Origin of the sequence: Curtobacterium sp. TC1 (assembly GCF_019844075.1) — a bacterium.
GTDB lineage: Bacteria > Actinomycetota > Actinomycetes > Actinomycetales > Microbacteriaceae > Curtobacterium.
This window is the reverse complement of record NZ_CP081964.1, coordinates 1,690,581-1,710,006: the sequence shown is the minus strand read 5'-3', so window position 1 is coordinate 1,710,006 and position 19,426 is coordinate 1,690,581. Positions and strand designations below refer to the sequence as shown.

At 71.1% G+C, this 19,426-nt stretch carries 16 protein-coding genes; 6 read left to right on the top strand and 10 right to left on the bottom strand.

What is annotated here, in order from left to right; genetic code table 11:
- Positions 1-23: 23 nt before the first annotated feature.
- Positions 24-1,961, top strand: coding sequence for a glycoside hydrolase family 15 protein (locus KZI27_RS09195; protein WP_222660769.1), 1,938 nt, complete (start codon positions 24-26; stop codon positions 1,959-1,961).
- 102 nt (positions 1,962-2,063) lie between these two features.
- Here the strand turns inward: KZI27_RS09195 and KZI27_RS09190 are convergent, their stop codons facing one another.
- From KZI27_RS09190 to KZI27_RS09165, 6 genes are all read right to left on the bottom strand, one after another.
- On the bottom strand, positions 2,064-3,437 hold the full coding sequence (locus KZI27_RS09190; protein ID WP_123312921.1) for a glucose-6-phosphate dehydrogenase: 1,374 nt from the start codon (positions 3,435-3,437) through the stop codon (positions 2,064-2,066).
- Between the two features lie 233 nt (positions 3,438-3,670).
- Positions 3,671-4,087 (bottom strand): cytochrome c oxidase subunit 4, encoded by a 417-nt coding sequence (locus KZI27_RS09185; protein WP_123312922.1) that lies wholly within the window; start codon positions 4,085-4,087, stop codon positions 3,671-3,673.
- A 4-nt stretch (positions 4,088-4,091) separates the two neighbouring features.
- Positions 4,092-5,828, bottom strand: coding sequence for a cytochrome c oxidase subunit I (gene ctaD / locus KZI27_RS09180; RefSeq protein ID WP_173168381.1), 1,737 nt, complete (start codon positions 5,826-5,828; stop codon positions 4,092-4,094).
- Between the two features lie 11 nt (positions 5,829-5,839).
- Complete coding sequence (gene coxB / locus KZI27_RS09175; RefSeq protein ID WP_222661289.1) at positions 5,840-6,742, bottom strand: cytochrome c oxidase subunit II; 903 nt, start codon at positions 6,740-6,742, stop codon at positions 5,840-5,842.
- A 267-nt stretch (positions 6,743-7,009) separates the two neighbouring features.
- Positions 7,010-7,381, bottom strand: coding sequence for a HesB/IscA family protein (locus tag KZI27_RS09170; protein WP_123312923.1), 372 nt, complete (start codon positions 7,379-7,381; stop codon positions 7,010-7,012).
- A 58-nt stretch (positions 7,382-7,439) separates the two neighbouring features.
- A complete protein-coding gene (locus KZI27_RS09165; protein WP_222660767.1) occupies positions 7,440-8,885 on the bottom strand; it encodes a dipeptidase in 1,446 nt (481 codons plus the stop codon).
- Between the two features lie 53 nt (positions 8,886-8,938).
- Between KZI27_RS09165 and KZI27_RS09160 the strand changes: the two genes are divergently transcribed.
- The gene (locus tag KZI27_RS09160; RefSeq protein WP_123312925.1) at positions 8,939-9,514 is read left to right on the top strand and encodes a DUF3043 domain-containing protein; all 576 of its coding nucleotides are present in this window, start codon (positions 8,939-8,941) and stop codon (positions 9,512-9,514) included.
- 485 nt (positions 9,515-9,999) lie between these two features.
- On the opposite strand, the gene KZI27_RS09155 is transcribed toward KZI27_RS09160, so the two are convergent.
- From KZI27_RS09155 to hisD, 3 genes are read right to left on the bottom strand one after another with little or no spacing between them, the layout of a single operon-like run.
- Positions 10,000-11,067, bottom strand: coding sequence for a quinone-dependent dihydroorotate dehydrogenase (locus KZI27_RS09155; RefSeq protein WP_410004032.1), 1,068 nt, complete (start codon positions 11,065-11,067; stop codon positions 10,000-10,002).
- Between the two features lie 5 nt (positions 11,068-11,072).
- Entirely contained in the window at positions 11,073-11,615 is a 543-nt protein-coding gene (gene nrdR / locus KZI27_RS09150) for a transcriptional regulator NrdR (protein ID WP_222660763.1), read from the bottom strand.
- A 13-nt stretch (positions 11,616-11,628) separates the two neighbouring features.
- A complete protein-coding gene (gene hisD / locus KZI27_RS09145; protein WP_222660761.1) occupies positions 11,629-12,936 on the bottom strand; it encodes a histidinol dehydrogenase in 1,308 nt (435 codons plus the stop codon).
- 52 nt (positions 12,937-12,988) lie between these two features.
- Between hisD and KZI27_RS09140 the strand changes: the two genes are divergently transcribed.
- The 4 genes from KZI27_RS09140 to KZI27_RS09125 all read left to right on the top strand — a co-directional run bounded on the left by KZI27_RS09140 (position 12,989) and on the right by KZI27_RS09125 (position 18,751).
- Positions 12,989-14,365, top strand: coding sequence for a hypothetical protein (locus KZI27_RS09140; protein ID WP_222660759.1), 1,377 nt, complete (start codon positions 12,989-12,991; stop codon positions 14,363-14,365).
- Entirely contained in the window at positions 14,362-15,822 is a 1,461-nt protein-coding gene (locus KZI27_RS09135; protein ID WP_222660757.1) for a glycosyltransferase family 2 protein, read from the top strand. The genes KZI27_RS09140 and KZI27_RS09135 overlap by 4 nt, the downstream gene beginning before the upstream one ends.
- Complete coding sequence (locus KZI27_RS09130; protein ID WP_222660755.1) at positions 15,822-18,494, top strand: glycosyltransferase family 2 protein; 2,673 nt, start codon at positions 15,822-15,824, stop codon at positions 18,492-18,494. Before KZI27_RS09135 ends, KZI27_RS09130 begins: the two co-directional genes overlap by 1 nt.
- A 101-nt stretch (positions 18,495-18,595) precedes the next feature.
- The gene (locus tag KZI27_RS09125; RefSeq protein WP_165900991.1) at positions 18,596-18,751 is read left to right on the top strand and encodes a hypothetical protein; all 156 of its coding nucleotides are present in this window, start codon (positions 18,596-18,598) and stop codon (positions 18,749-18,751) included.
- 99 nt (positions 18,752-18,850) lie between these two features.
- Here KZI27_RS09125 and KZI27_RS09120 read toward each other — a convergent pair whose 3' ends face one another.
- Positions 18,851-19,405, bottom strand: a complete 555-nt coding sequence (locus KZI27_RS09120) for an SGNH/GDSL hydrolase family protein (protein WP_222660753.1) — start codon at positions 19,403-19,405, stop codon at positions 18,851-18,853.
- Positions 19,406-19,426 lie beyond the last annotated feature (21 nt).

Genomic DNA, 19,426 nt, shown 5'->3' with positions numbered 1-19,426 from the left:
GCCACCGGGTGTTCGATCGGGGCATGAGCACCGACACGGACCCGGACCGGACCGCCGACGCCGAACGTCCACCAGCGACCCCCTCGACTCCCCTGAACCGCATCGAGGACCACGCCGTCATCGGCGACACCTCGACCGCCGCGCTCGTCGGCCGCGACGGCACGATCGACTGGACGTGCCTGCCGCGCTTCGACAGCACCGCGACGTTCGCCTCGCTGCTCGGCACCGAGGATCACGGGCACTGGACGCTCCGCCCGACCGACCCCACGGCGACCGCGCACCGGAAGTACCACGGCGACACGCTCGTCCTGTCGACGGTCTGGACCACGGCCGACGGCGTCGTCGAGGTGACCGAGTTCATGCCCGTCGGCGCGCACCGGCCGTCCATCGTCCGCCGTGTCCGCGGGCTGAGCGGCACGGTCGAGGTGCAGCAGACCCTGCGGATCCGGTTCGACTACGCCCTCGCCCTGCCGTGGGTGCGCCAGATCGGCGGCGACGAGGACCCGGCACTGCTCGCCACCGCCGGCCCCGGGTCGGTCATCGTGCGCGGCCCGCGGTTCCGGGCATCGGACCACCGGCACACGGCCACCGCGACCATCCACGACGGCGACGTGCTGGACACCGTCCTCACCTGGTACCCCTCGCACCGCGAGCCCCCGGCGCCCGTCGACGTCGACGCCGAACTCCACCGCACCGTGACGTGGTGGACGGACTGGATGGCGACGGCGCGCACCGAGGGTCGCTACGCCGGCGCCGCCCGCCGCTCCCTCCTGCTGCTCCGCGCCATGACCCACGGCGAGACCGGCGGCGTGGTGGCCGCCGTGACCACCAGCCTGCCGGAGGACCCGGGAGGCGAACGCAACTGGGACTACCGCTACGTGTGGCTCCGCGACGCCTCCCTCGCACTCGCCTCCCTCATCGCGCACGGCTACCGCGACGAGGCGGCACACTGGCGCGGCTGGCTGCTCCGCGCCATCGCCGGCGACCCCGCCGACGTGCAGATCATGTACGGCATCGCCGGGGAGCGCGAACTGCCGGAACGCGAACTCCCGCACCTGCCCGGGTACGCCGGCTCGACGCCCGTCCGGGTCGGCAACGGCGCGTACACGCAGTACCAGGGCGACGTGTTCGGCGAGGTCCTGGCAGCGCTGCACGACGCCCGCGAGCTCGGGGTCGAGGAGAACGCCGACTCGTGGGCCCTGCAGCGCGCCCTGCTCGGCTACGTCGAGGAGCACTGGCAGGAGCCCGACAACGGCATCTGGGAGATGCGCGGCCCGCGACGGCACTTCACGCACTCGCGCGCCATGATCTGGGCCGCGTTCGACCGTGGGGTCGCGGCGGTCGAGGAGTTCGGTCTCGAAGGGCCCGTCGACCGCTGGCGCACCCTGCGCGACCAGGTGCGGGCCGAGATCGAGGACCACGGCTGGAACGCCGCCCGTGGCAGCTACCGGCAGCACTACGACACCGACGAGGTCGACGCGAGCCTGCTCGTGCTGCCGCAGATCGGGTACGTCTCCGCCCACGACGCCCGGATGGCAGGCACCGTCGCCGCCATCGAGCAGGACCTGTCGACCGGCTCCGACGGCCTCGTGCTGCGGTACCGGACGTCGTCCGGGTTCGACGGCCTCACCGGCGCGGAGCACCCGTTCCTGGCGTGCTCGTTCTGGCTGGTCGAGCAGTACGCGGCCTCGGGACGGATCGACGACGCCGAACGCCTCATGGACGTGCTCGTCGGGTACGCGAACGACGTCGGGATCCTGTCCGAGGAGGTCGACGTCACCACCGGCCACCACGTCGGCAACACGCCGCAGGTGCTGTCGCACCTGACGCTCGTGTCCGCGTCGGACGCCATCGCCCGGGCGCGGGGCGCCTCGACCGGGCACCGCACGCGGCTGCCCGTGCACGACGGTGGCACCCGCTCGTGGACCGGCGAAGGCGAGCGCGCCGGCGGGCCCGCCTGATGCGGTGGTCCTGACCACGAAACGGACGGGAGGCACGGTGCCAGCTGGCACCGTGCCTCCCGTCCGCCGTTCCGCCCGTTCAGGGCGCGACGGTCACGTCCGTCAGGACGACGACTCCCAGTCCGCCGGCCCGCGCGAACCGGCGCGGTACTCCTCGAGCGGGACCTCGTCGGCCTTCCAGGCCTTGACGACCGGCTCGACGATCTCCCAGCAGCGCTCGGCCACGTCGCCGCGGATCGAGAGCAGCGGGTCGTCGTGGAAGATGCCGTTCAGGACCTCGCCGTAGGGGGTCAGCTCGCCGTCGCTGAACGACGACGACAGAGTGACCTGGCCCATCTCGAACGGGTTGCCACCGCCGTTGGCCGACACGGTCAGCTCGATCTCGTCCGGGTTCAGGACGATGCGCAGCGTGTCCGCCTTCGGGCGACCGCTCAGGCCGGAGGGCAGTCGGGTCACCGGCTTGAAGGTGATCAGCACCTCTTTCCGGCTGTTGCCGAGTGCCTTGCCGGACCGCAACGTGAACGGGACGCCCTTCCAGCGGGCGGTGTCGACCTCGACCGAGATCTCGGCGAGCGTCTCGGTGCTCCGCGACTTGTCGACGCCGTCCTCGTCCTGGTAGGACGGCAGCTCCTTGCCGTCGATCGTGCCGGCCGTGTAGACGGCGCGACGCGACGCGATCTTCGGGTCGCCGCCCTTGAGCTCGGTCGAACGGAGCACCCGGGCCAGGGACGAGCGGAACTCGACCGAATCGATGTCCGCCGGGGCGTCCATCGTCACGATGCCGAGGATCTGCAGCAGGTGCGACTGGATCATGTCGACCATCGCGCCGGCCTCGTCGTAGTACTGGGCGCGGTTCTCGAGCCCGAGGGTCTCGTCGTAGAAGACGTCGACCTTCTCGATGTTGTCGGCGTTCCAGATCGGCTCGAACAGGCGGTTCGCGAAGCGCAGACCGATGATGTTGAGGACCGTGGTGCGTCCGAGGAAGTGGTCGGTGCGGTGCACACGCTCTTCGGGGACGAGCTTCAGCACGGTCTCGTTGAGGGCCCTGGCGCTCGCGACGTCGGTGCCGAACGGCTTCTCGAAGGCCAAAGTGGTGCCCGCGGGGAGCTCCACGTGCTCGAGCGCCTCGCAGATGTCGGAGGCGATCTGCGGCGGCAGGGCGAAGTACAGGATCGGCTCGGCCTCGGCCGCGTCCAGCAGGGCCTTGAGGTGCTCCGGGTCGGTGGGGTCGCCCTGGATGAACTGGGTCGACGCGAGCGTGGCGTCGACCTCGGGTCCCTTGACGTCCTGCGACGCGAAGGACTTCGTGACGATGTCCTTCCACTGCTCCTCGCTGCGGGCGCTGCGGCCCGTGCCGATGAGCTGGACGGGAACCGCTCGACCGCTCTGCAGGAACGTGCCGAGGCCCGGCAGCAGCAGGCGGGAGGCGAGGTCGCCCGTCGCGCCGAAGATGATGAGGGTGCGCTTGTCGGTCACCTGAGGTGACTCCTTTCGCTGTGGTGGGGAGGTCCGCTCCAGTCAAGCCGCGGGCGGGCCCGTTTGTTCCGGATCGGGGACCGGAGTTCGTGGGGCGCTGCGTGTGCAGCGCCGGGTCGTGTGTTGCGGTGTGCAGCGCCGGGTCGGGTGCTGCTGTGTGCACCGCCTGGACGCACTTCGGGCGGCACCGGATGTGGTGCCGCCCGAAGTGTCAGGTGCGTTGCAGCGTCAAATCAGTGCCCGAAGTTGCCGCGGTAGTACTCGTAGACCCAGCCGACCAGGGTGACCGCCACCAGGGCGAGGCCGATCGGAACGATCCACAGTCCGGCTGCGACGCCGAGGAAGCAGACGGCGACCGCTGCTGCCAGCAGGATCGGCCACCACGACCAGGGGCTGAAGTGCCCGAGCTCAGCGTCGCCGTCCTCGATGTTGGCGTCGGGGCGGTCCTCGGGCAGCACGCCGCCCTGGGACGCCATGACCTTGCCGAGGTAGAAGGCGATGAACGCCGACATGATGCCGGTCAGGCCGATCGCAACGGTACCGACCCACTCCGGGCGCCCGTAGTAGAGCAGCGCCCAGATCGTGTACGCGGCGTCCGCGAGGATGAAGAACCCGAAGAGGATCCAGAACAGGTTGGTGTTCGCGCGCATCGGCTTACTTCACCTCGCCCTTCGCGGCGTCGTAGGTCGGGGCATCCGGGGCGTCCTTCGCGGGGCCGACACCGATCGGCACACCTGCCTCGGGGTGGTTCAGGTCGAAGGCCGGGGACTCGGAACGGATCCGCGGGATCGACGTGAAGTTGTGGCGGGGCGGCGGGCAGCTGGTGGCCCACTCGAGCGAGCGGCCGTAGCCCCACGGGTCGTTCACGGCGACCTTCGGTGCGTTCCGGGCCGTCACGTAGACGTTGAAGATGAACGGCAGGAACGAGATCGCGAGGATCATCGAGCCGATCGTCGACAGCTGGTTCATCCAGGTGAAACCGTCGTTCGGCAGGTAGGTCGCGTAACGACGCGGCATGCCGATGACGCCCAGCCAGTGCTGGATGAGGAACGTGGTGTGGAACCCGATGAACAGGAGCCAGAAGTGGATCTTGCCGAGGCGCTCGTTGAGCATCTTGCCCGTCCACTTCGGCCACCAGAAGTAGAAGCCGGAGAACATCGCGAAGACGACGGTCCCGAAGACCACGTAGTGGAAGTGCGCGACGACGAAGTACGAGTCGGACACGTGGAAGTCGAGCGGCGGCGACGCCAGGATCACACCGGTGAGGCCACCGAACGTGAACGTGATGAGGAAGCCGACGGCCCACAGCAGCGGGGTCTCGAAGGTCACCGAACCGCGCCACATGGTGCCGACCCAGTTGAAGATCTTCACGCCGGTCGGGACCGCGATGAGCATCGTCATGAGCGAGAACCAGGGCAGCAGGACGCCACCCGTGACGTACATGTGGTGCGCCCAGACCGTGACCGACAGGGCCGCGATCGCGATGGTCGCGTAGACGAGGGTCTTGTACCCGAAGATCGGCTTGCGGCTGAAGACCGGGAAGACCTCGGACACGATGCCGAAGAACGGCAGCGCGATGATGTACACCTCGGGGTGCCCGAAGAACCAGAACAGGTGCTGCCAGAGCAGGGCACCGCCGTTGGCCGGGTTGAAGATCTGCGCGTCGAACACGCGGTCGAGGCCGAGCCCGAACAGCGCGGTGGCGAGCACCGGGAAGGCCATCAGGACGAGCAGGGCCGTCACGAGGGTGTTCCAGGTGAAGATCGACATGCGGAACATGGTCAGACCCGGCGCACGCATCGTGATGATGGTGGTGATGAAGTTCACCGCGCCGAGGATCGTCGAGAAGCCGGTCATGCCGAGTCCGAAGACCCAGAGTGTGCCGCCGAGCCCTGGTGTGAACGTCGTGTCACTCAGTGGCGCGTAGGCGAACCACCCGAATGAGGCCGCACCCTGCGGGGTGAGGAAGCCACCGACCGCGATGAGCGAGCCGAACAGGTAGAGCCAGAACGCGAAGCCGTTGAGTCGCGGGAAGGCGACGTCGGGAGCACCGATCTGGAGCGGCATGATCGCGTTCGCGAAGCCCGAGAACAGCGGCGTCGCGAACATCAGCAGCATGATCGTGCCGTGCATCGTGAAGAGCTGGTTGTACTGCTCCTTCGTCGCGACCACGTGCAGGCCGGGCTCGAACAGCTGGGCGCGGATGACCAGGGCCATCACACCTGCGAGCAGGAAGAAGACGAACGACGCGATCAGGTACATGTACCCGATGGTCTTGTGGTCGGTGGAGGTGATCCACCGGACGATGATGTTGCCCTTCCGGCCCACCTTCGACGCCTGGAAGTCCGGCGAAGCAGTCTGGGTCGGTTGGCCGACGAAAGACGTTGTCATCTGACGAGCCCCTACTTGTTCTCGCTGGACGCCTCGACCGGCGCCTTGTTGTTCGGTTCGTTCGTGTTGGTGTTGTACTCGTCGCCGAGGAGCCCGACCTTGCCCTGGTCCTTCAGGGTGTCGAGGTAGTCCTGGTACTGCGCCGGCGTGACGACCTTCACCTGGAAGAGCATGAGCGAGTGGTACTCACCGCAGAGCTCTGCGCACTTGCCCTGGTACGTCCCGAGCTTCTCCGGGATGAAGTACTCCCAGTTCGTCTTGCCGGGGAGCATGTCCTTCTTGTACAGGAAGTCGATGATCCAGAAGGAGTGGTCGACGTCGCGCGAGGAGAGCTCGATCGCGACCTTCTTGCCCTGCGGCAGGTAGAGGGTCGGCAGCTGCGACTCGTCGATGGCGCCCTTGGCGTTCTCTTCTTCCTGGGCCTGGATGCCCTGGTAGTAGACGCTGTCCTCGGGGTTGTCCTTGTTGATGTAGTTGAAGTCCCACGCCCAGCGCTTGCCGTACACGTGCACGGTGGCGTCGGGGTCGTCGAACGGCTTCTCGATCGCGGCCTGGTCCTTCGCGGTGAAGGCGAAAAAGCCGAGCACCAGGATGAGCGGCACGATCGTGTAGAAGATCTCGAGCGGCATGTTGTAGCGCATCTGCACGGGCAGGCCGGTCTGGCCCTTCCGGCGGCGGTACACGATGGCGGCCCAGATGATCAGGCCCCAGACGATGAGACCGACGGCGAGGAGCACCACCCAGCTGGTGGTCCACAGGCCGACGATGCGGCTCGTGTGGTTGGTGACGTTCTTCGTCTCCTCCGTGCCGGGGAGCCATCCGTTCATCTGCTGCTGCGTGCAGCCAGCCAGTGCGATGACCAGACCGACGGCCACCGGGACGGCCGCCCAACGTATACGGCGATTCGAACGCACTGTTACCTCTCGCAAAGACGTGAGCTCGGAGCCGAACCCGCCGAGCCGCACGAAGGCGACACTTGGCTGGCTCCCAGCTTGATTGGAACACTCCTAGCTTACTCGCAGCTCGCCACCGCTCGTGCACACCCGACACGCTCATCGCCGCGATCCGCACTCCTGACCGGCCGTTTTCCCCGGTCACGCTGCGACCAGTTGCACCGACGAATGCGAGCGGGGAGCAACCGTGTCGGTCGCTCCCCGCTCGCGTGTCGGATCGGCTGGTGATCAGTGGAAGCTGTCACCGCACGCGCAGCTGCCCTGCGCGTTGGGGTTGTCGATCGTGAAGCCCTGCTTCTGGATGGTGTCCTCGAAGTCGATCGTCGCGCCGTCCAGGTACGGGACGCTCATCTTGTCGACGACGACCTCGACCCCGTCGAACTCGGCGGTGACGTCACCGTCGAGCAGGCGCTCGTCGAAGTACAGCTGGTAGATCAGGCCCGAGCAGCCCCCGGGCTGGACGGCGAGGCGCAGGCGGAGGTCGTCGCGGCCCTCCTGCTCGAGGAGACTCGCCACCTTGCCGGCCGCGGCGTCGCTCAGGAGGACGCCGTGCGAGGCTGCCTCGGTCGCCGGTGCGTCGGTGGTGATGGTGTCGCTCATCGCGCGTCTCCCTCCGGGCGGTGCGGTTCACCGCGCCTGGCGTCGATTGTAAGCACCGTCAGCTGCGCGTCGCGAGCCTGGCGAGCAGGATCGCCTCGGACGCGATGGCCCGGTGCAGGACGCCGAGGTGCTGCGACTCGTTCGGGCTGTGGGCGCGGGTGTCCGGGTCCTCGACCCCGGTGACCAGGATCTGGGCCTCCGGGAACTCCGCGGCGAGGTCCGAGACGAACGGGATCGAGCCGCCGATGCCCTGCTCGACCGCCTCGGCCCCCCAGCCCTCCCGCATGGCCGTGCGTGCCTCCTGGACGGCCCAACCGGCCGTGTCGACGAGGAAACCGTCGCCGCTGTCCGGTTCGGTGATCTCCATGCGCGCACCGAAGGGCACGTGTGCCCGCAGGTGCCGCTCGACGGCGGCGTACGCCTCGCGCGCGTCCTGGCCGGGCGCGACCCGGACCGAGACGCGGGCCGAGACGGACGGCAGCAGCGTGTTCGAGGCGTTCGCGACGCTCGGCACGTCCATGCCGGTCACGGTGATCGACGGCTGGAACCACATGCGGGACAGGACCTCGCCGGTGCCGATCGGCCGGACGCCCGCAACGAGGGCCGCGTCGACGGCGAGCTCGTCGTCGGTGCGCGACGGGACGTCGGCCTCGTACGAGGTGAGTCCCTCCACCGCGACGGAACCGGCGTCGTCGTGCAGCGACGCGAGCAGCTTCACCATCGGGATCATCGCGTCCGGGGCCGCTCCCCCGAACATGCCGCTGTGGCTCGCGTGCTCGAGGGTCGTCAGGGTGAGCTTGAACGTGACGTTGCCACGGAGCGAGACCGTGATCGACGGCACGTCCACCGACCAGTTGTCGCTGTCGGCCACCACGATGACGTCGGCGGCCAGGTGCTCCTTCTGCTCGCGCAGGAAGGTGCGGAAGGACCGGGAGCCGAACTCCTCCTCGCCCTCGACGAACAGCACGACGCCGAGGTCGAGGTCGTCACCGAACTGCGCGTGGATCGCCCGCAGCGACGCGATGTGGGTCATCACGCCGGCCTTGTCGTCCGAGGCGCCGCGCCCGTACAGACGATCGCCACGGAGGGTCGGCTCGAACGGCGGGGTCTCCCAGAGTGCGTCGTCGCCCTGCGGCTGCACGTCGTGGTGGGCGTAGAGCATCACGGTCGGTTTGCCGTTCCGGGCTGGGCGGACGGCGAGCACCGCGGGCTGGCCGAGCTCAGCGCCGGAGGTCTCGGCGTCGGCCGTGTCACCGTCGACGGCCGACCGCACGATCCGCACGTCGTCGGCGCCGAACACACCGGTGGACCGAGCCAGGTCCGCCACGGCCTCGGCGCTCGCCCGCACGTTCGCCGGGTCGAACGCCGACCACGACACCGACGGCAGACGCACCAGGGCCGACAGATCGGCGATCGTCGTGGGCAGTGCACCCTGCACCTGTTCGCGCAGGGCGTCGAGGAGCGCGGGGTCGGTCGCGGAGCTGGGCTGTGCGGTGTCGGTCATGCCCGGTAATCTAGAGGACGATCCCGCACGCACAACGCCGTTAGGAACGCACCGTGGCGAAGGCAGCCCCCAAGACCAACACGACCGTGAACCCGACCGAGGAAGAACTCCTCGAGCAGGGCAAGGGCCGCCCGACGCCGTCCCGCCGTGAGCGCGAGGCCGCGAACCGCCGTCCCCTCGTCGGCAACACGCCGGTCGACAAGAAGGCCGCCCGCGCGCGTCTCAACTCCGAGCGCGAGCGTGCCCGGGTCGGCATGGCCAACGGCGAGGAGCGCTACCTGCCGGCGAAGGACCGCGGTGAGCAGCGTCGCTTCGTCCGCAACTGGATCGACGCGCGCTGGAACGTCGGCGAGATCATGATGCCGGTGCTCGTGCTGTTCCTGATCGTCGGGTTCGCCGCCTCGCAGACCGCGATCGCGTCGTACTCGCTCCTGCTCGTCTGGGCGTTCGTGGCCCTGTTCGTGCTCGACTGCGTGGTGCTCTGGCTCTCGATGCGCCGCAAGCTCACCACCAAGTTCGGCGAGATGCAGCGTGGCACGTTCCTCTACATCCTGACGCGGGCGTGGCAGCTGCGGTTCCTGCGCCTGCCGAAGCCCCAGGTCAAGCGCGGGCAGTACCCCGCCCTCTGACCCCAGCGCCGCTGTCCGAAGCGCCGTCCGGCCTCGCCGGGCGGCGCTTCGTCGTTCCGGAGCGCGCGGCTCCGTGGCCCACGCTCGGGTTGGGGTTCGGGGCTCGGGGCTCGGGGCTCCGCGACTCGCCGCGTGCGTGCCGCCGAGGTTCCACGACCCGCCGCGTGCGTGCCGCCGAGGTTCCACAGCGGCCCCGCAGGCGCGGCGAGGTTCCGAAGTCTCGGACACTCGCCGGCCGCATCCGGGCGTGGCGACGCACCGGCGGACGGGAGGCACGGGGCGGGGTCGCACCGTGCCTCCCGTCCCAGGGGTGGTCGGCGAGGTTCCACGACTCGCCGCGTGCGTGTCGCCGGGGTTCCACGAACGTCCGCTGCAGGCCGCGAGATGCCGAGATTTTGGAACCTGGAAGGACGCCGGGGTCGGGACGACGGAGTCGGGGTCGGGACGGCGGAGTCGGGCGGGCGGGCACGCCCGCGCCCCCGCGCTCAGCGCGCGGCGCGGCGCAGCCGCTTGCGGCGCAAGCGGTTGATGCGGGTGGCCCAGCTCGGCCCCTCGTAGAGGAACGCCGTGTAGCCCTGCACCAGGGTGGCCCCGGCGTCGATGCGGTCCTGCACGTCCTGCTCGGTCGTCACACCGCCGACGGCGATGACGCAGAACTCGGCCGGCACCGCGGCACGGACGCGACGCAGCACCTCGAGCGAACGCGCTGCGACGGGCGCGCCGGAGAGTCCCCCGGCACCCATGGCCTCGACGTCGGCCGGGTCCGCGGTGAGCCCCTCACGGGAGATCGTCGTGTTGTTGGCGATGATGCCGGACAGCCCGAGCGACACCGCGAGGCCGGCGATGGCGTCGACCTGCTCGTCGGTCAGGTCCGGCGCGATCTTCACCAGCACGGGCGTGTCACCGGCGGCGTCGCGGACGGCGGACAGCAGCGGGCGGAGCTGGTCGAGTTCCTGCAGGCCGCGCAGGCCGGGCGTGTTCGGGGAGCTGACGTTGACGGCCAGGTAGTCGGCGAACGGGGCGAGCCGACGCGTCGACTCCAGGTAGTCGTCGATGGCGTCCTCGACGGCGACGACGCGGCTCTTGCCGATGTTCACGCCGATGACGGGCCGCCCCGGGTTGCGGCGGGCGCGCTCGAGACGTCGGGCCGCAGCACCGGCGCCGTGGTTGTTGAAGCCCATCCGGTTGATGAGCGCGCGGTCCTCGATGAGCCGGAACAGGCGCGGACGCTCGTTGCCCGGCTGGGGCTTCGCGGTGATCGTGCCGACCTCGACGTGCCCGAAGCCGAGCAGGCCGAGGCCGCCGATGCCGCGGGCGTCCTTGTCGAACCCGGCGGCGAGGCCGAAGCGGGACGGGAAGTGGATGCCCATCGTCGTGATGCCGTCGGCCGCCGAGGGCCGGGAGTAGCGCTCGACCAAACCTCCCACGAACGGCACGTGCGGCAGGGCCTTGATGACGGCGAACGCCAGGTGGTGGGCCCGCTCGGGGTCCATCTTGGCGAAGACCGACCGGAAGACGACGGCGTACCCGGAGCGGACCAGGCCTTCCGCGATGCCGCTCACGCGCCGGCACCGGCCGACGAGCCGGCGGCACCCGCAGGCGAACCGGCGGCACCCGCGGACGACCCCGCGGCACCCGCCGACGCGCCCGCAGCGTGGTGGTCACGGCGGAGCTGGCCGATGGCGTCCTCGAAGTCCTCGAGCGAGTCGAACGCCTGGTAGACGCTGGCGAACCGCAGGTAGGCGACCTCGTCGAGCTCCCGGAGCGGCGCGAGGATCGCGAGCCCGATGTCGTTGGCGTCGATCTGGCTCGAGCCGGACGACCGCACGGTCTCCTCGACGCGCTGCGCGAGCACGGCCAGGTCGCCGTCGGTGACCGGGCGCCCCTGGCAGGCCTTGCGGACGCCGGAGACGATCTTGTCGCGGCTGAAGGGTTCGGTGACGCCGTTGCGCTTGACGACGTTGAGCGACGCGGTCTCGGTGGTCGAGAAGCGTCGTCCGCAGTTCGGGCACTGTCGACGGCGGCGGATGGAGGTTCCGTCGTCGCTCGTCCGTGAGTCGACGACGCGGGAGTCCGGGTGGCGGCAGAAGGGGCAGAACATGTCGTCGCCCAGGCTATCGGTTCGTGCGCTCCGTCACGGCGGCACCGTGCGCGGGGAGCTGCTCCTCGGTCGACAGGGCGACGATGTGCGCGGCGACCCCGTCGAGCGCCGACGCCGAGTAGCGGATGACCTGCTGCGGCCGCAGGAACGTGGACGCGGACAGGCCGGACCCGAAGCGCGCCTGACCACCGGTCGGCAGCACGTGGTTCGACCCGGCCAGGTAGTCCCCCAGGCTGACGGGCGTGCTCGGTCCGACGAACACCGCTCCGGCGGCGTCGATGTCGGCGAGCACCGCGTCGTCGTCGGCGGTCTGGATCTCCAGGTGCTCCGGTCCGTACGCGTTGCTCACGGTCGCGGCGTCGGTGAGCGAGTCCACCAGCACGATCGCGGACTGCGGTCCGTCCAGGGCGGTCTGGAGGCGCGCAGCCGTCCCGAGCACCGCCGTGCGCTCCGGGATGGCGGCTTCCACCGCATCGGCGAACGTCGCCGACGTCGTCACCAGCACACTGCCGGCCTGCTCGTCGTGCTCGGCCTGGCTGATGAGGTCGGCGGCGACGAACCCGGGGTCGGCGGTCTCGTCGGCGATCACGAGGATCTCGGTGGCGCCGGCCTCGGCGTCGATGCCGACGACCCCGCGCACCAGGCGCTTCGCCGCGGCCACGTAGTTGTTGCCCGGACCCGTGACCAGGTCGACGGGCTCGAGGTCGATCGCGGGGACGCCGTACGCCAGCGCGCCGACCGCGCCGGCACCGCCCATCGCGTAGACCTCGTCGATGCCGAGCAGCCCGGCCGCGGCCAGGATGGTCGGGTGGACCGCACCGCCGTGGTCGCGCTGCGGCGGGGACACGAGCGCGATCGACCGCACACCGGCGACCTGGGCGGGGACGACGTTCATGACGACGCTCGACGGGTAGACGGCCTTGCCGCCGGGCACGTAGAGCCCGACGCGGCGCATCGGCTGCCAGCGCTGGTGCACCTCGGCGCCGTCGGCGAGCGTGGTGACGGAGCCGGCGGGTACCTGCGCAGCGCTCGCGGCACGGACGCGACGGATGGCTTCGTCGAGCGCGTCCCGCAGTTCGGGGGTCAGCCCGGCGACGGCTGCCGCGATCTCGGCGACCGGCACCCGGACGTTCGCAGGGGCGCCGCCGTCGAAGCGTTCGGCCTGGTCGTGCAGCGCGTCCGCTCCGCGGTGTCGGACGTCCTCGACGAGCTCGCGGGCGGCGTCGACCGCGTGCGAGACGTCGCCCACGGCGCGCGGCATGAGTCGGAGGAGTTCGGCACGGGCGGGCAGGCCACCACGGAGGTCGATTCGCTGCATCATCAGGGGACAAGCCTACCGAGGTGCACCCCCACGCCCAGTAACGTGAGGGTCGATGAACTTCGAGAAGGCACGGCGCCTCGTCAGCGACCTCGTCCGGGTGAACGAGCGGTACGCGCGGGACGGCCACTACCGCAACGACGTCCGCGAGCGGCTGGGGCGGACGGTGTCCCGCGTGGACGTCGGCGTGGCCCGGCGCGAGCGCGAGCGAGCACCACTGGCCGCCCGTCCGTTCGAGGGGCTGGTCGAGACGAGCCTCGCCCTGGCGGGCATCCGGACCGTCGACCGCGAGCCCGAGGTGGTGCTCGTGGTGGACGAGCTCCGCGAGGGCGCGGCGTTCGCTGGGGTCCAGACGGCGTTGGCCGTCGCGCTCGCCCTCGGTGCGCGACTGGGCCGGTCGGTCCGGGTGGTCATGGTCCGCTGGACCACGCCGGGCAACAGTGCCGCCGCGGCCGAGGCCCTCGTGGCGGACCGGTTCCCGGAGTCGCGGGTCGACGGCCGCCCGGGCGTCCGCGTCGTCCGTCGCGAGGACGTCCTGGAGACCGAGTTCGGCCGCGACGACGTCTGGATCGCCACGCATTGGAAGACCGCGCACCCGCTCGACGTCGCGGTCACCGCCGGGGTCGTCCCCCACGACCGGGTGGCGTACCTGGTGCAGGACTACGAGCCCGGCTTCAGCCCGTGGTCGACCGAGTACGCCGTGGCCGCCTCGACCTACCGCGCCGGCTTCCGCATGCTCGTCAACTCGGAACCCCTGCGGAAGTACCTGGCCGACGTCGAGGACCTGGACGTGCCGCCGGAGCGCACCTTCGCACCGCACCTGGACGTCGAGCTGCTCGAGCGCGTCGCGGCGGCCCGGCAGCACGAGGACGTGGTCCGGGTGCTGTTCTACGGACGCCCGAGCAAGCACCGCAACCTGTTCCGGCTCGGCGTCGCCGCCCTGCGCGTCGCGGTGCAGGAGCTCGCGGCCGACGGCATCCGGGTGGAGTTCCACTCGGCCGGCGAGCAGCACGGCGACGTCGAGCTCGACGGCGGGCGCGGCGACGTCAAGCTCGTGAGCCACGGCACGATGCCGTGGGACGACTACTTCCGCTTCATCGCCTCGACCAACGTCGTGCTCTCGCTGCAGCACAGCCCACACCCGAGCCACCCGCCGTTCGACGGCGCGATCTCCGGTGCCCGCGTGGTCACGAACGAGTTCCGCGGCACCCGGGAGCACCTGCACCCCAACCTGGCAGCGGTCCCTGCCGACGCCCGGTCGCTCGGCCTGGCCGTGGCCGACGCCGTCCGCCGCGCCGCGGCCGAGGGCCCCACCGGCTTCGCCCCGCTCGCGGAGCACGCGCTCGGCGGTCCGCTCGACGCAGCAGTCGACGCACTCGCCACCGCGATCGAGCACGACGGCCAGCACCACCACGAGGAGTCCACCCGATGACCCGCACCACCCTCGTCGTCGTCCCCGTCTACGGGGACCTCGAGTCCCTGCTGCGCTGCGTGGACGGGCTCGTCGAGCACCTCGACACGTCCGTGCACCGGGTGCTCCTCGTCAACGACTGCGGCCCCGACGCCGACGCGATCGAGCGCGCCCTGCTCGAGCGGATCGACGGCCGCCCCGGGTTCCGGTACGAGCGCAACGACCGCAACCTCGGGTTCGTGGGCACCTGCAACCGCGCCGTCCTCGAACTCGACCGCGGCACCGACGGCACCGACGACGCCGGCGAGGCAGTCCTGCTGCTCAACAGCGACGCCGTCCCCACCGCGGGCTTCCTGGACGCCATGCTCGACGTGCTCGACGAGGACCGCACCGGCGTCGTCACCGCGCGCAGCGACAACGCCACGATCGCGAGCATCCCCTACCGCCTGACGAACCGCGGCGCCGCACGCACCGAGGAGCGCACGCGGGCCGTCTGGGGCGCGGTCGCCCCGCTCCTGCAGGTCTCGCAGGTGCTGCCGGTCGCGATGGGCTTCTGCTTCCTCACCCGCCGTGAGCTGATCGCGGAGCACGGGCTGTTCGACGACGCCTTCGCCCCCGGGTACGGCGAGGAGAACGACTACTGCCTGCGCCTCGCCGAGCACGGCTGGACGTCGCGGATCGCCAACCGCGCGCTGGTCCTGCACGCCGGCGGCAAGAGCTTCTCGGGCAACCGCAACGCCCTCCGTGCTGCGCACCAGCGCGAACTCGAGCGCCGCTACCCGTTCCTGCCGGACGCCGTCGCCGCCTACCAGCGGCACGGCTCGACGGCGACGGAGCGCTTCGCCGACGCCCTGGTGCCCGCGGGTCCCCCGCCCCGCCTCGCCGTCGACCTGCGGCACGTCGCGGACGCCGGTGGCCTGGTCGGCGAGATCGACGCGGCCTTCGCGGACGGCTTCGACCTGGAGGCCCGGCTCGCCCCCGGCACGTCGGCCCCCGGCGGGTGGACGGTCACCTCCGACGCCCCGAACCCGGACGACCTCGTCACCGTCACCGTCCTCGTGGACCCCACGCCCGCCGAGGTCGTCGCCGCCAACCGGCGGTCGCTCGAGCTCGTCGTCGTCCGGACCGAGCAGGCCGCGACACCGTGGTCGTCACGAGCGGAACGGGCCGGAGCCGACCAGGTCGCCGCCCTGCTGGACCCGCACGTCGTCGCCACGGACCGCGGCGGACTCGTCGCGGCGCGCGAGCAGCTCGACCGTCGCCTGACCGGGCCGCTCGCGTCGCGCTCCGAGGCCCTCGAGGGCCGCTGGGCAGCGCTGCTCCCCCTCGACCTCACCGCCGCCGAGGTCGCGGCGGGGAACGCCTCCGACGAGGTCACCCGGCTCCGCCGCGAGCTCGACGACCTGCGCGCGAGCCGCTCGTTCCGCACCGGCCAGGCGATCGCCAAGGTCGCCGCACGACTGCCGGGTCGCCGCTGATGGCCGAGGCGAAGGGCCTCGGGCGCGTCGCGCGACGCCTGGCGCGTCCGTTCCGTGGCCCCGAGAAGCCGTTGACCGTCACGGACCGGCTCGACCGTTGGGCCCGGCGGATCGCCGAGTTCGGTGTCCTCGACCGCGCGTACCTCGAAGCACAGACCGGACGGACGTTCGACAGCGACGCCGAGGCCATCGCCTTCTACGTGCACAACGACGGGCAGCGGGGGCTCTCGCTGCACCCGCTCATCGAGCACGAGTGGATGCGCGAGCACCAGCCCGTCCCCACGATGTCCTGGTACGACGCCCTCCACCAGGAGGGCCCGGAGCTCTTCCAGACCGGACCGCTCTTCGACGCCGGCGTGTACGCCGCCTCGGTGTCGGAAGCCGACCGCCCGGCGTCCACGCTCGATGCGCTCCGTGACTTCCTGCGGAACGCGACCGACGCGACCACGCTCCCCGTGCCTCCCGGCCGCCGTGGCCACGCACCCACCTGGGGCGCCGCACGCGACGCAGCCGTCTCCGCTGCCCGCGCCTTCGCCGACGCGCAGCACCGGACCCGGCGCCGCTACCGGGCCACGTGGGGCGGACCCGACGTCGCCGAGGCACTCGCCCGGTACCCGCGTGGTGTCGCACGGCGTGACGCGGAGCAACCGCTCGTGTCGGTCGTGATGCCGGTGTACCGGCGTGCCGACGTGGTCGGCGCGGCGATCGCCTCGGTGCGCGCGCAGCAGCACGCGAACTGGGAGCTCCTCGTCGTCGACGACGGATCCGGCGACGAGACCGCCGACGTCGTGCGGCGCATCGCCGCCGACGAGCTGCGCGTCCGTCTGGTCGAGCGGGAGAACGGCGGGGCCGGAGCCGCGCGGAACACCGGACTCGCGGCCGCCCGCGGCGACTTCGTCGCGTTCCTCGACGCCGACAACACCTGGCGGCCCGAGCACCTGTCCGCCGCACTCGCCGGGCTGCTCGAGACGGACGGACCCGGCGTGCACACCGGCGTCCGGATGACCGGCGCGAACAACGCCGACGACTCCACCGCGCCCGCCGAGACGTACCGCGGCGAGGACGGCACGCTCGACGACCTCCTCGCCGGCAACTTCATCGACCTGAACGCGCTCGTCGTCCGTCGTGACGTCGCCGCCGCCGCCGGGCCGTTCGACGAGACCCTGCGCCGCTGGATCGACTGGGAGTGGCTGCTGCGCATCGGGAAGCGCTCCGGCGTGCCCGCGTACGTGCCCGTCATCGGTGTCGACTACGACAACGTCCGCGACCCCCGACGGCTCTCCTCCGCGCAGCCCGCATCGTGGCAGGAGGTCGCCCTCGCCCGCCACCGCATCGACTGGGACGCCCTCGCCGACGCGGTACCGGCGCGCGACGCCGAGCTGGTCTCCGTCGTCGTGCCGGTGTTCCGCGACTGGACGATGACCCGGCGCGCCGTGGACGCCGTGCTGCACGCCGCCGACCACGAGGGCGACCGGGTCGAGGTCGTGCTGATCGACAACGGGTCCCCCCGCTCGGTGTCCGCCGTGCTCGGAGCCTGGTTCGGCGACGAGCCGCGGGTCCTGCTGCAGCGCGAGGACCGGAACCGGAACTTCGGGCTGGGCAGCGACCTCGGCCTGGCCCGGTCCACCGGCGGCACCGTCGTCATGCTCAACAACGACACCGAGGTCACGACCGGGTGGCTGCGGCCGCTCGTCGCCGCGCTGGACGACCCGACGGTGCTCGGCGCGCAACCGCTGCTCGTGTACCCGGACGGGGTCGTGCAGGCAGCGGGCACGGTGTTCGGCGGGGACAAGGTGCTGCCATGGCACTTCCTCGGCGACCACCCGCGGTACGACGCTTCGCGGGCGTTGGCGGGTGCCGGGACCGACACCGCCCGGCCGGGTGCTGCCGGTGGTCGCCGCTTCTCGGCGATCACCGCTGCTGCCGCTGCGTTCCGGGCCGTCGACCTGATCCGCTGGCAAGGGTTCGACCCGGTGTTCGCGAACGGGCTCGAGGACGTCGACCTGTGCCTCCGGGCCCTCGCCGCGTCACCGGACGGCTCGGCCTTCGCCGTCGTGCCGTCCTCGGTCGTCGTGCACCACGAGAGCCGCACCCCCGGTCGCGACGACGCCCGCGTGGACAATCGGCGCGTGTTCGACGAGCGCTGGCGCGGGCGGTACCCGGCGGCGGACGCAGCAGGACACTACGCGGCCGCCGGACTGCGGTGGCTCGGGGTCGAGCCGGGGCTGCCGAAGGGGCACGCCGTGATGGTGCGGTCGTCGCGGCCGATCGTCGTGCGGGAGCGGGCGGGTGCTGCCGGGGTTTCCGGTGCTGCCGGCGCTTCCGGTGCTGCCGGCGCTTCCGGTGCTTCCGGTGCTTCCGGTCTCCGGGTCGCGGTGAAGCACGACGGGACCCGGGTGGCGGACGTCAGCGCGCTCGTGTCTGCGCTCGAGGCCGCCGGTCACTTCGTGCAGGTCGACCTGTCGACGTCCTGGTACCGGGGGTCGAGCGGACTGGACGACGTCACGGTGCTGGTCGCTGGCGGTTCGGGAGCGGGAGTCCCGTCGTTCGTGCCGCAACCGGGCGCGCGGAACGTCGTGTGGCTCGCGGCGGGGCAGGTCGTGGCGGACGGGGACTTCGCCGAGGTGGTTTCGGCGGATGCCGGAGCCGAGCGGGTCGTCCGGGCGCTCTGACCCGAGCCTTCGTCGTCTCCCAGGCGGTTTCATCGGGCTCGTTCACCCGCTTCCGAGGCGATCGCTCCCCGTTGTTCACCTTCGGCGCGCAGCATGGTCCCATGTCGCTCATCTCAGACGTCGTGCGGTCGACCTTCACGACAAAGTGCTCGGTGTGCGGTGCAGTCATCCTGAAGCGCGATGCGCTCGACCACGAGGGCCAGGCGTTCTGCTCGGTCCTGCACGAGGCCGAGTACATCGTCGCGACGCTCGACTGACGCCGTAGACCGCGGACCCTCTCTCACCCACGGCGCTCACGCCGGATCACCCGGCGTGCGCAGGTACCTCGGCTGCCTTCTGGTTCAGTCCGGACGTCGCTACGGCCTGCCGGATGAACAGACGCATGCGGACCGCAGCCTCGGCGGAGACGTGCGGCAGCGGGTGCGTGCCGTCGTCGCTCGATCCCCGCCCCACGAGTTGTTCGACGCACGGGCGAAGGCGAAGGGGTCCGCGACGATCCATCCCCGCCGCGCACCGAGGTCGAAGAGGTGCCGGTTGGCCACGACACCGAGCGCTCGCTGGTTCACCGCCCCGTCACTGTGGTTGCTCGGGGGAACCAGACACAGGAGTGCGGTCTGGCACTCGGCGAACCGGACGATCTTCTCGATGTTCGCCGTCATCTCCTCGAAGGGGACACCCTCGCGGACGTCGTTCATCCCGAGCATCACCACGAGGACGTCGGCCAACGATCGACGGACCTGCCCGAACGCCCGTTCCGATGTCGCGCCGTCTTCCGCGAAGCCGCCCACCAGTCGGAGACGGCGGTCTCCGAGCTGATCCCGCCACGAGTCCGGTCTGGCCGTCACGGAGTCTCCCGACACGGCGAAGGTCATCGATGAATCCGGGGTGATCTTGGCACGAGCTCTGAACATCCGACGATGCTACCGACCACG

Excerpts from the sequence above, each read along its gene's own strand:
- KZI27_RS09195 (WP_222660769.1), top strand. The coding sequence starts at position 24 with ATGAGCACCGACACGGACCCGGACCGGACCGCCGACGCCGAACGTCCA.
- KZI27_RS09185 (WP_123312922.1), bottom strand. The coding sequence starts at position 4,087 with ATGCGCGCGAACACCAACCTGTTCTGGATCCTCTTCGGGTTCTTCATC.
- ctaD (WP_173168381.1), bottom strand. The coding sequence starts at position 5,828 with ATGACAACGTCTTTCGTCGGCCAACCGACCCAGACTGCTTCGCCGGAC.
- KZI27_RS09170 (WP_123312923.1), bottom strand. The coding sequence starts at position 7,381 with ATGAGCGACACCATCACCACCGACGCACCGGCGACCGAGGCAGCCTCG.
- KZI27_RS09165 (WP_222660767.1), bottom strand. The coding sequence starts at position 8,885 with ATGACCGACACCGCACAGCCCAGCTCCGCGACCGACCCCGCGCTCCTC.
- nrdR (WP_222660763.1), bottom strand. The coding sequence starts at position 11,615 with ATGTTCTGCCCCTTCTGCCGCCACCCGGACTCCCGCGTCGTCGACTCA.
- hisD (WP_222660761.1), bottom strand. The coding sequence starts at position 12,936 with ATGATGCAGCGAATCGACCTCCGTGGTGGCCTGCCCGCCCGTGCCGAA.
- KZI27_RS09140 (WP_222660759.1), top strand. The coding sequence starts at position 12,989 with ATGAACTTCGAGAAGGCACGGCGCCTCGTCAGCGACCTCGTCCGGGTG.
- KZI27_RS09135 (WP_222660757.1), top strand. The coding sequence starts at position 14,362 with ATGACCCGCACCACCCTCGTCGTCGTCCCCGTCTACGGGGACCTCGAG.
- KZI27_RS09130 (WP_222660755.1), top strand. The coding sequence starts at position 15,822 with ATGGCCGAGGCGAAGGGCCTCGGGCGCGTCGCGCGACGCCTGGCGCGT.
- KZI27_RS09125 (WP_165900991.1), top strand. The coding sequence starts at position 18,596 with ATGTCGCTCATCTCAGACGTCGTGCGGTCGACCTTCACGACAAAGTGC.
- KZI27_RS09120 (WP_222660753.1), bottom strand. The coding sequence starts at position 19,405 with ATGTTCAGAGCTCGTGCCAAGATCACCCCGGATTCATCGATGACCTTC.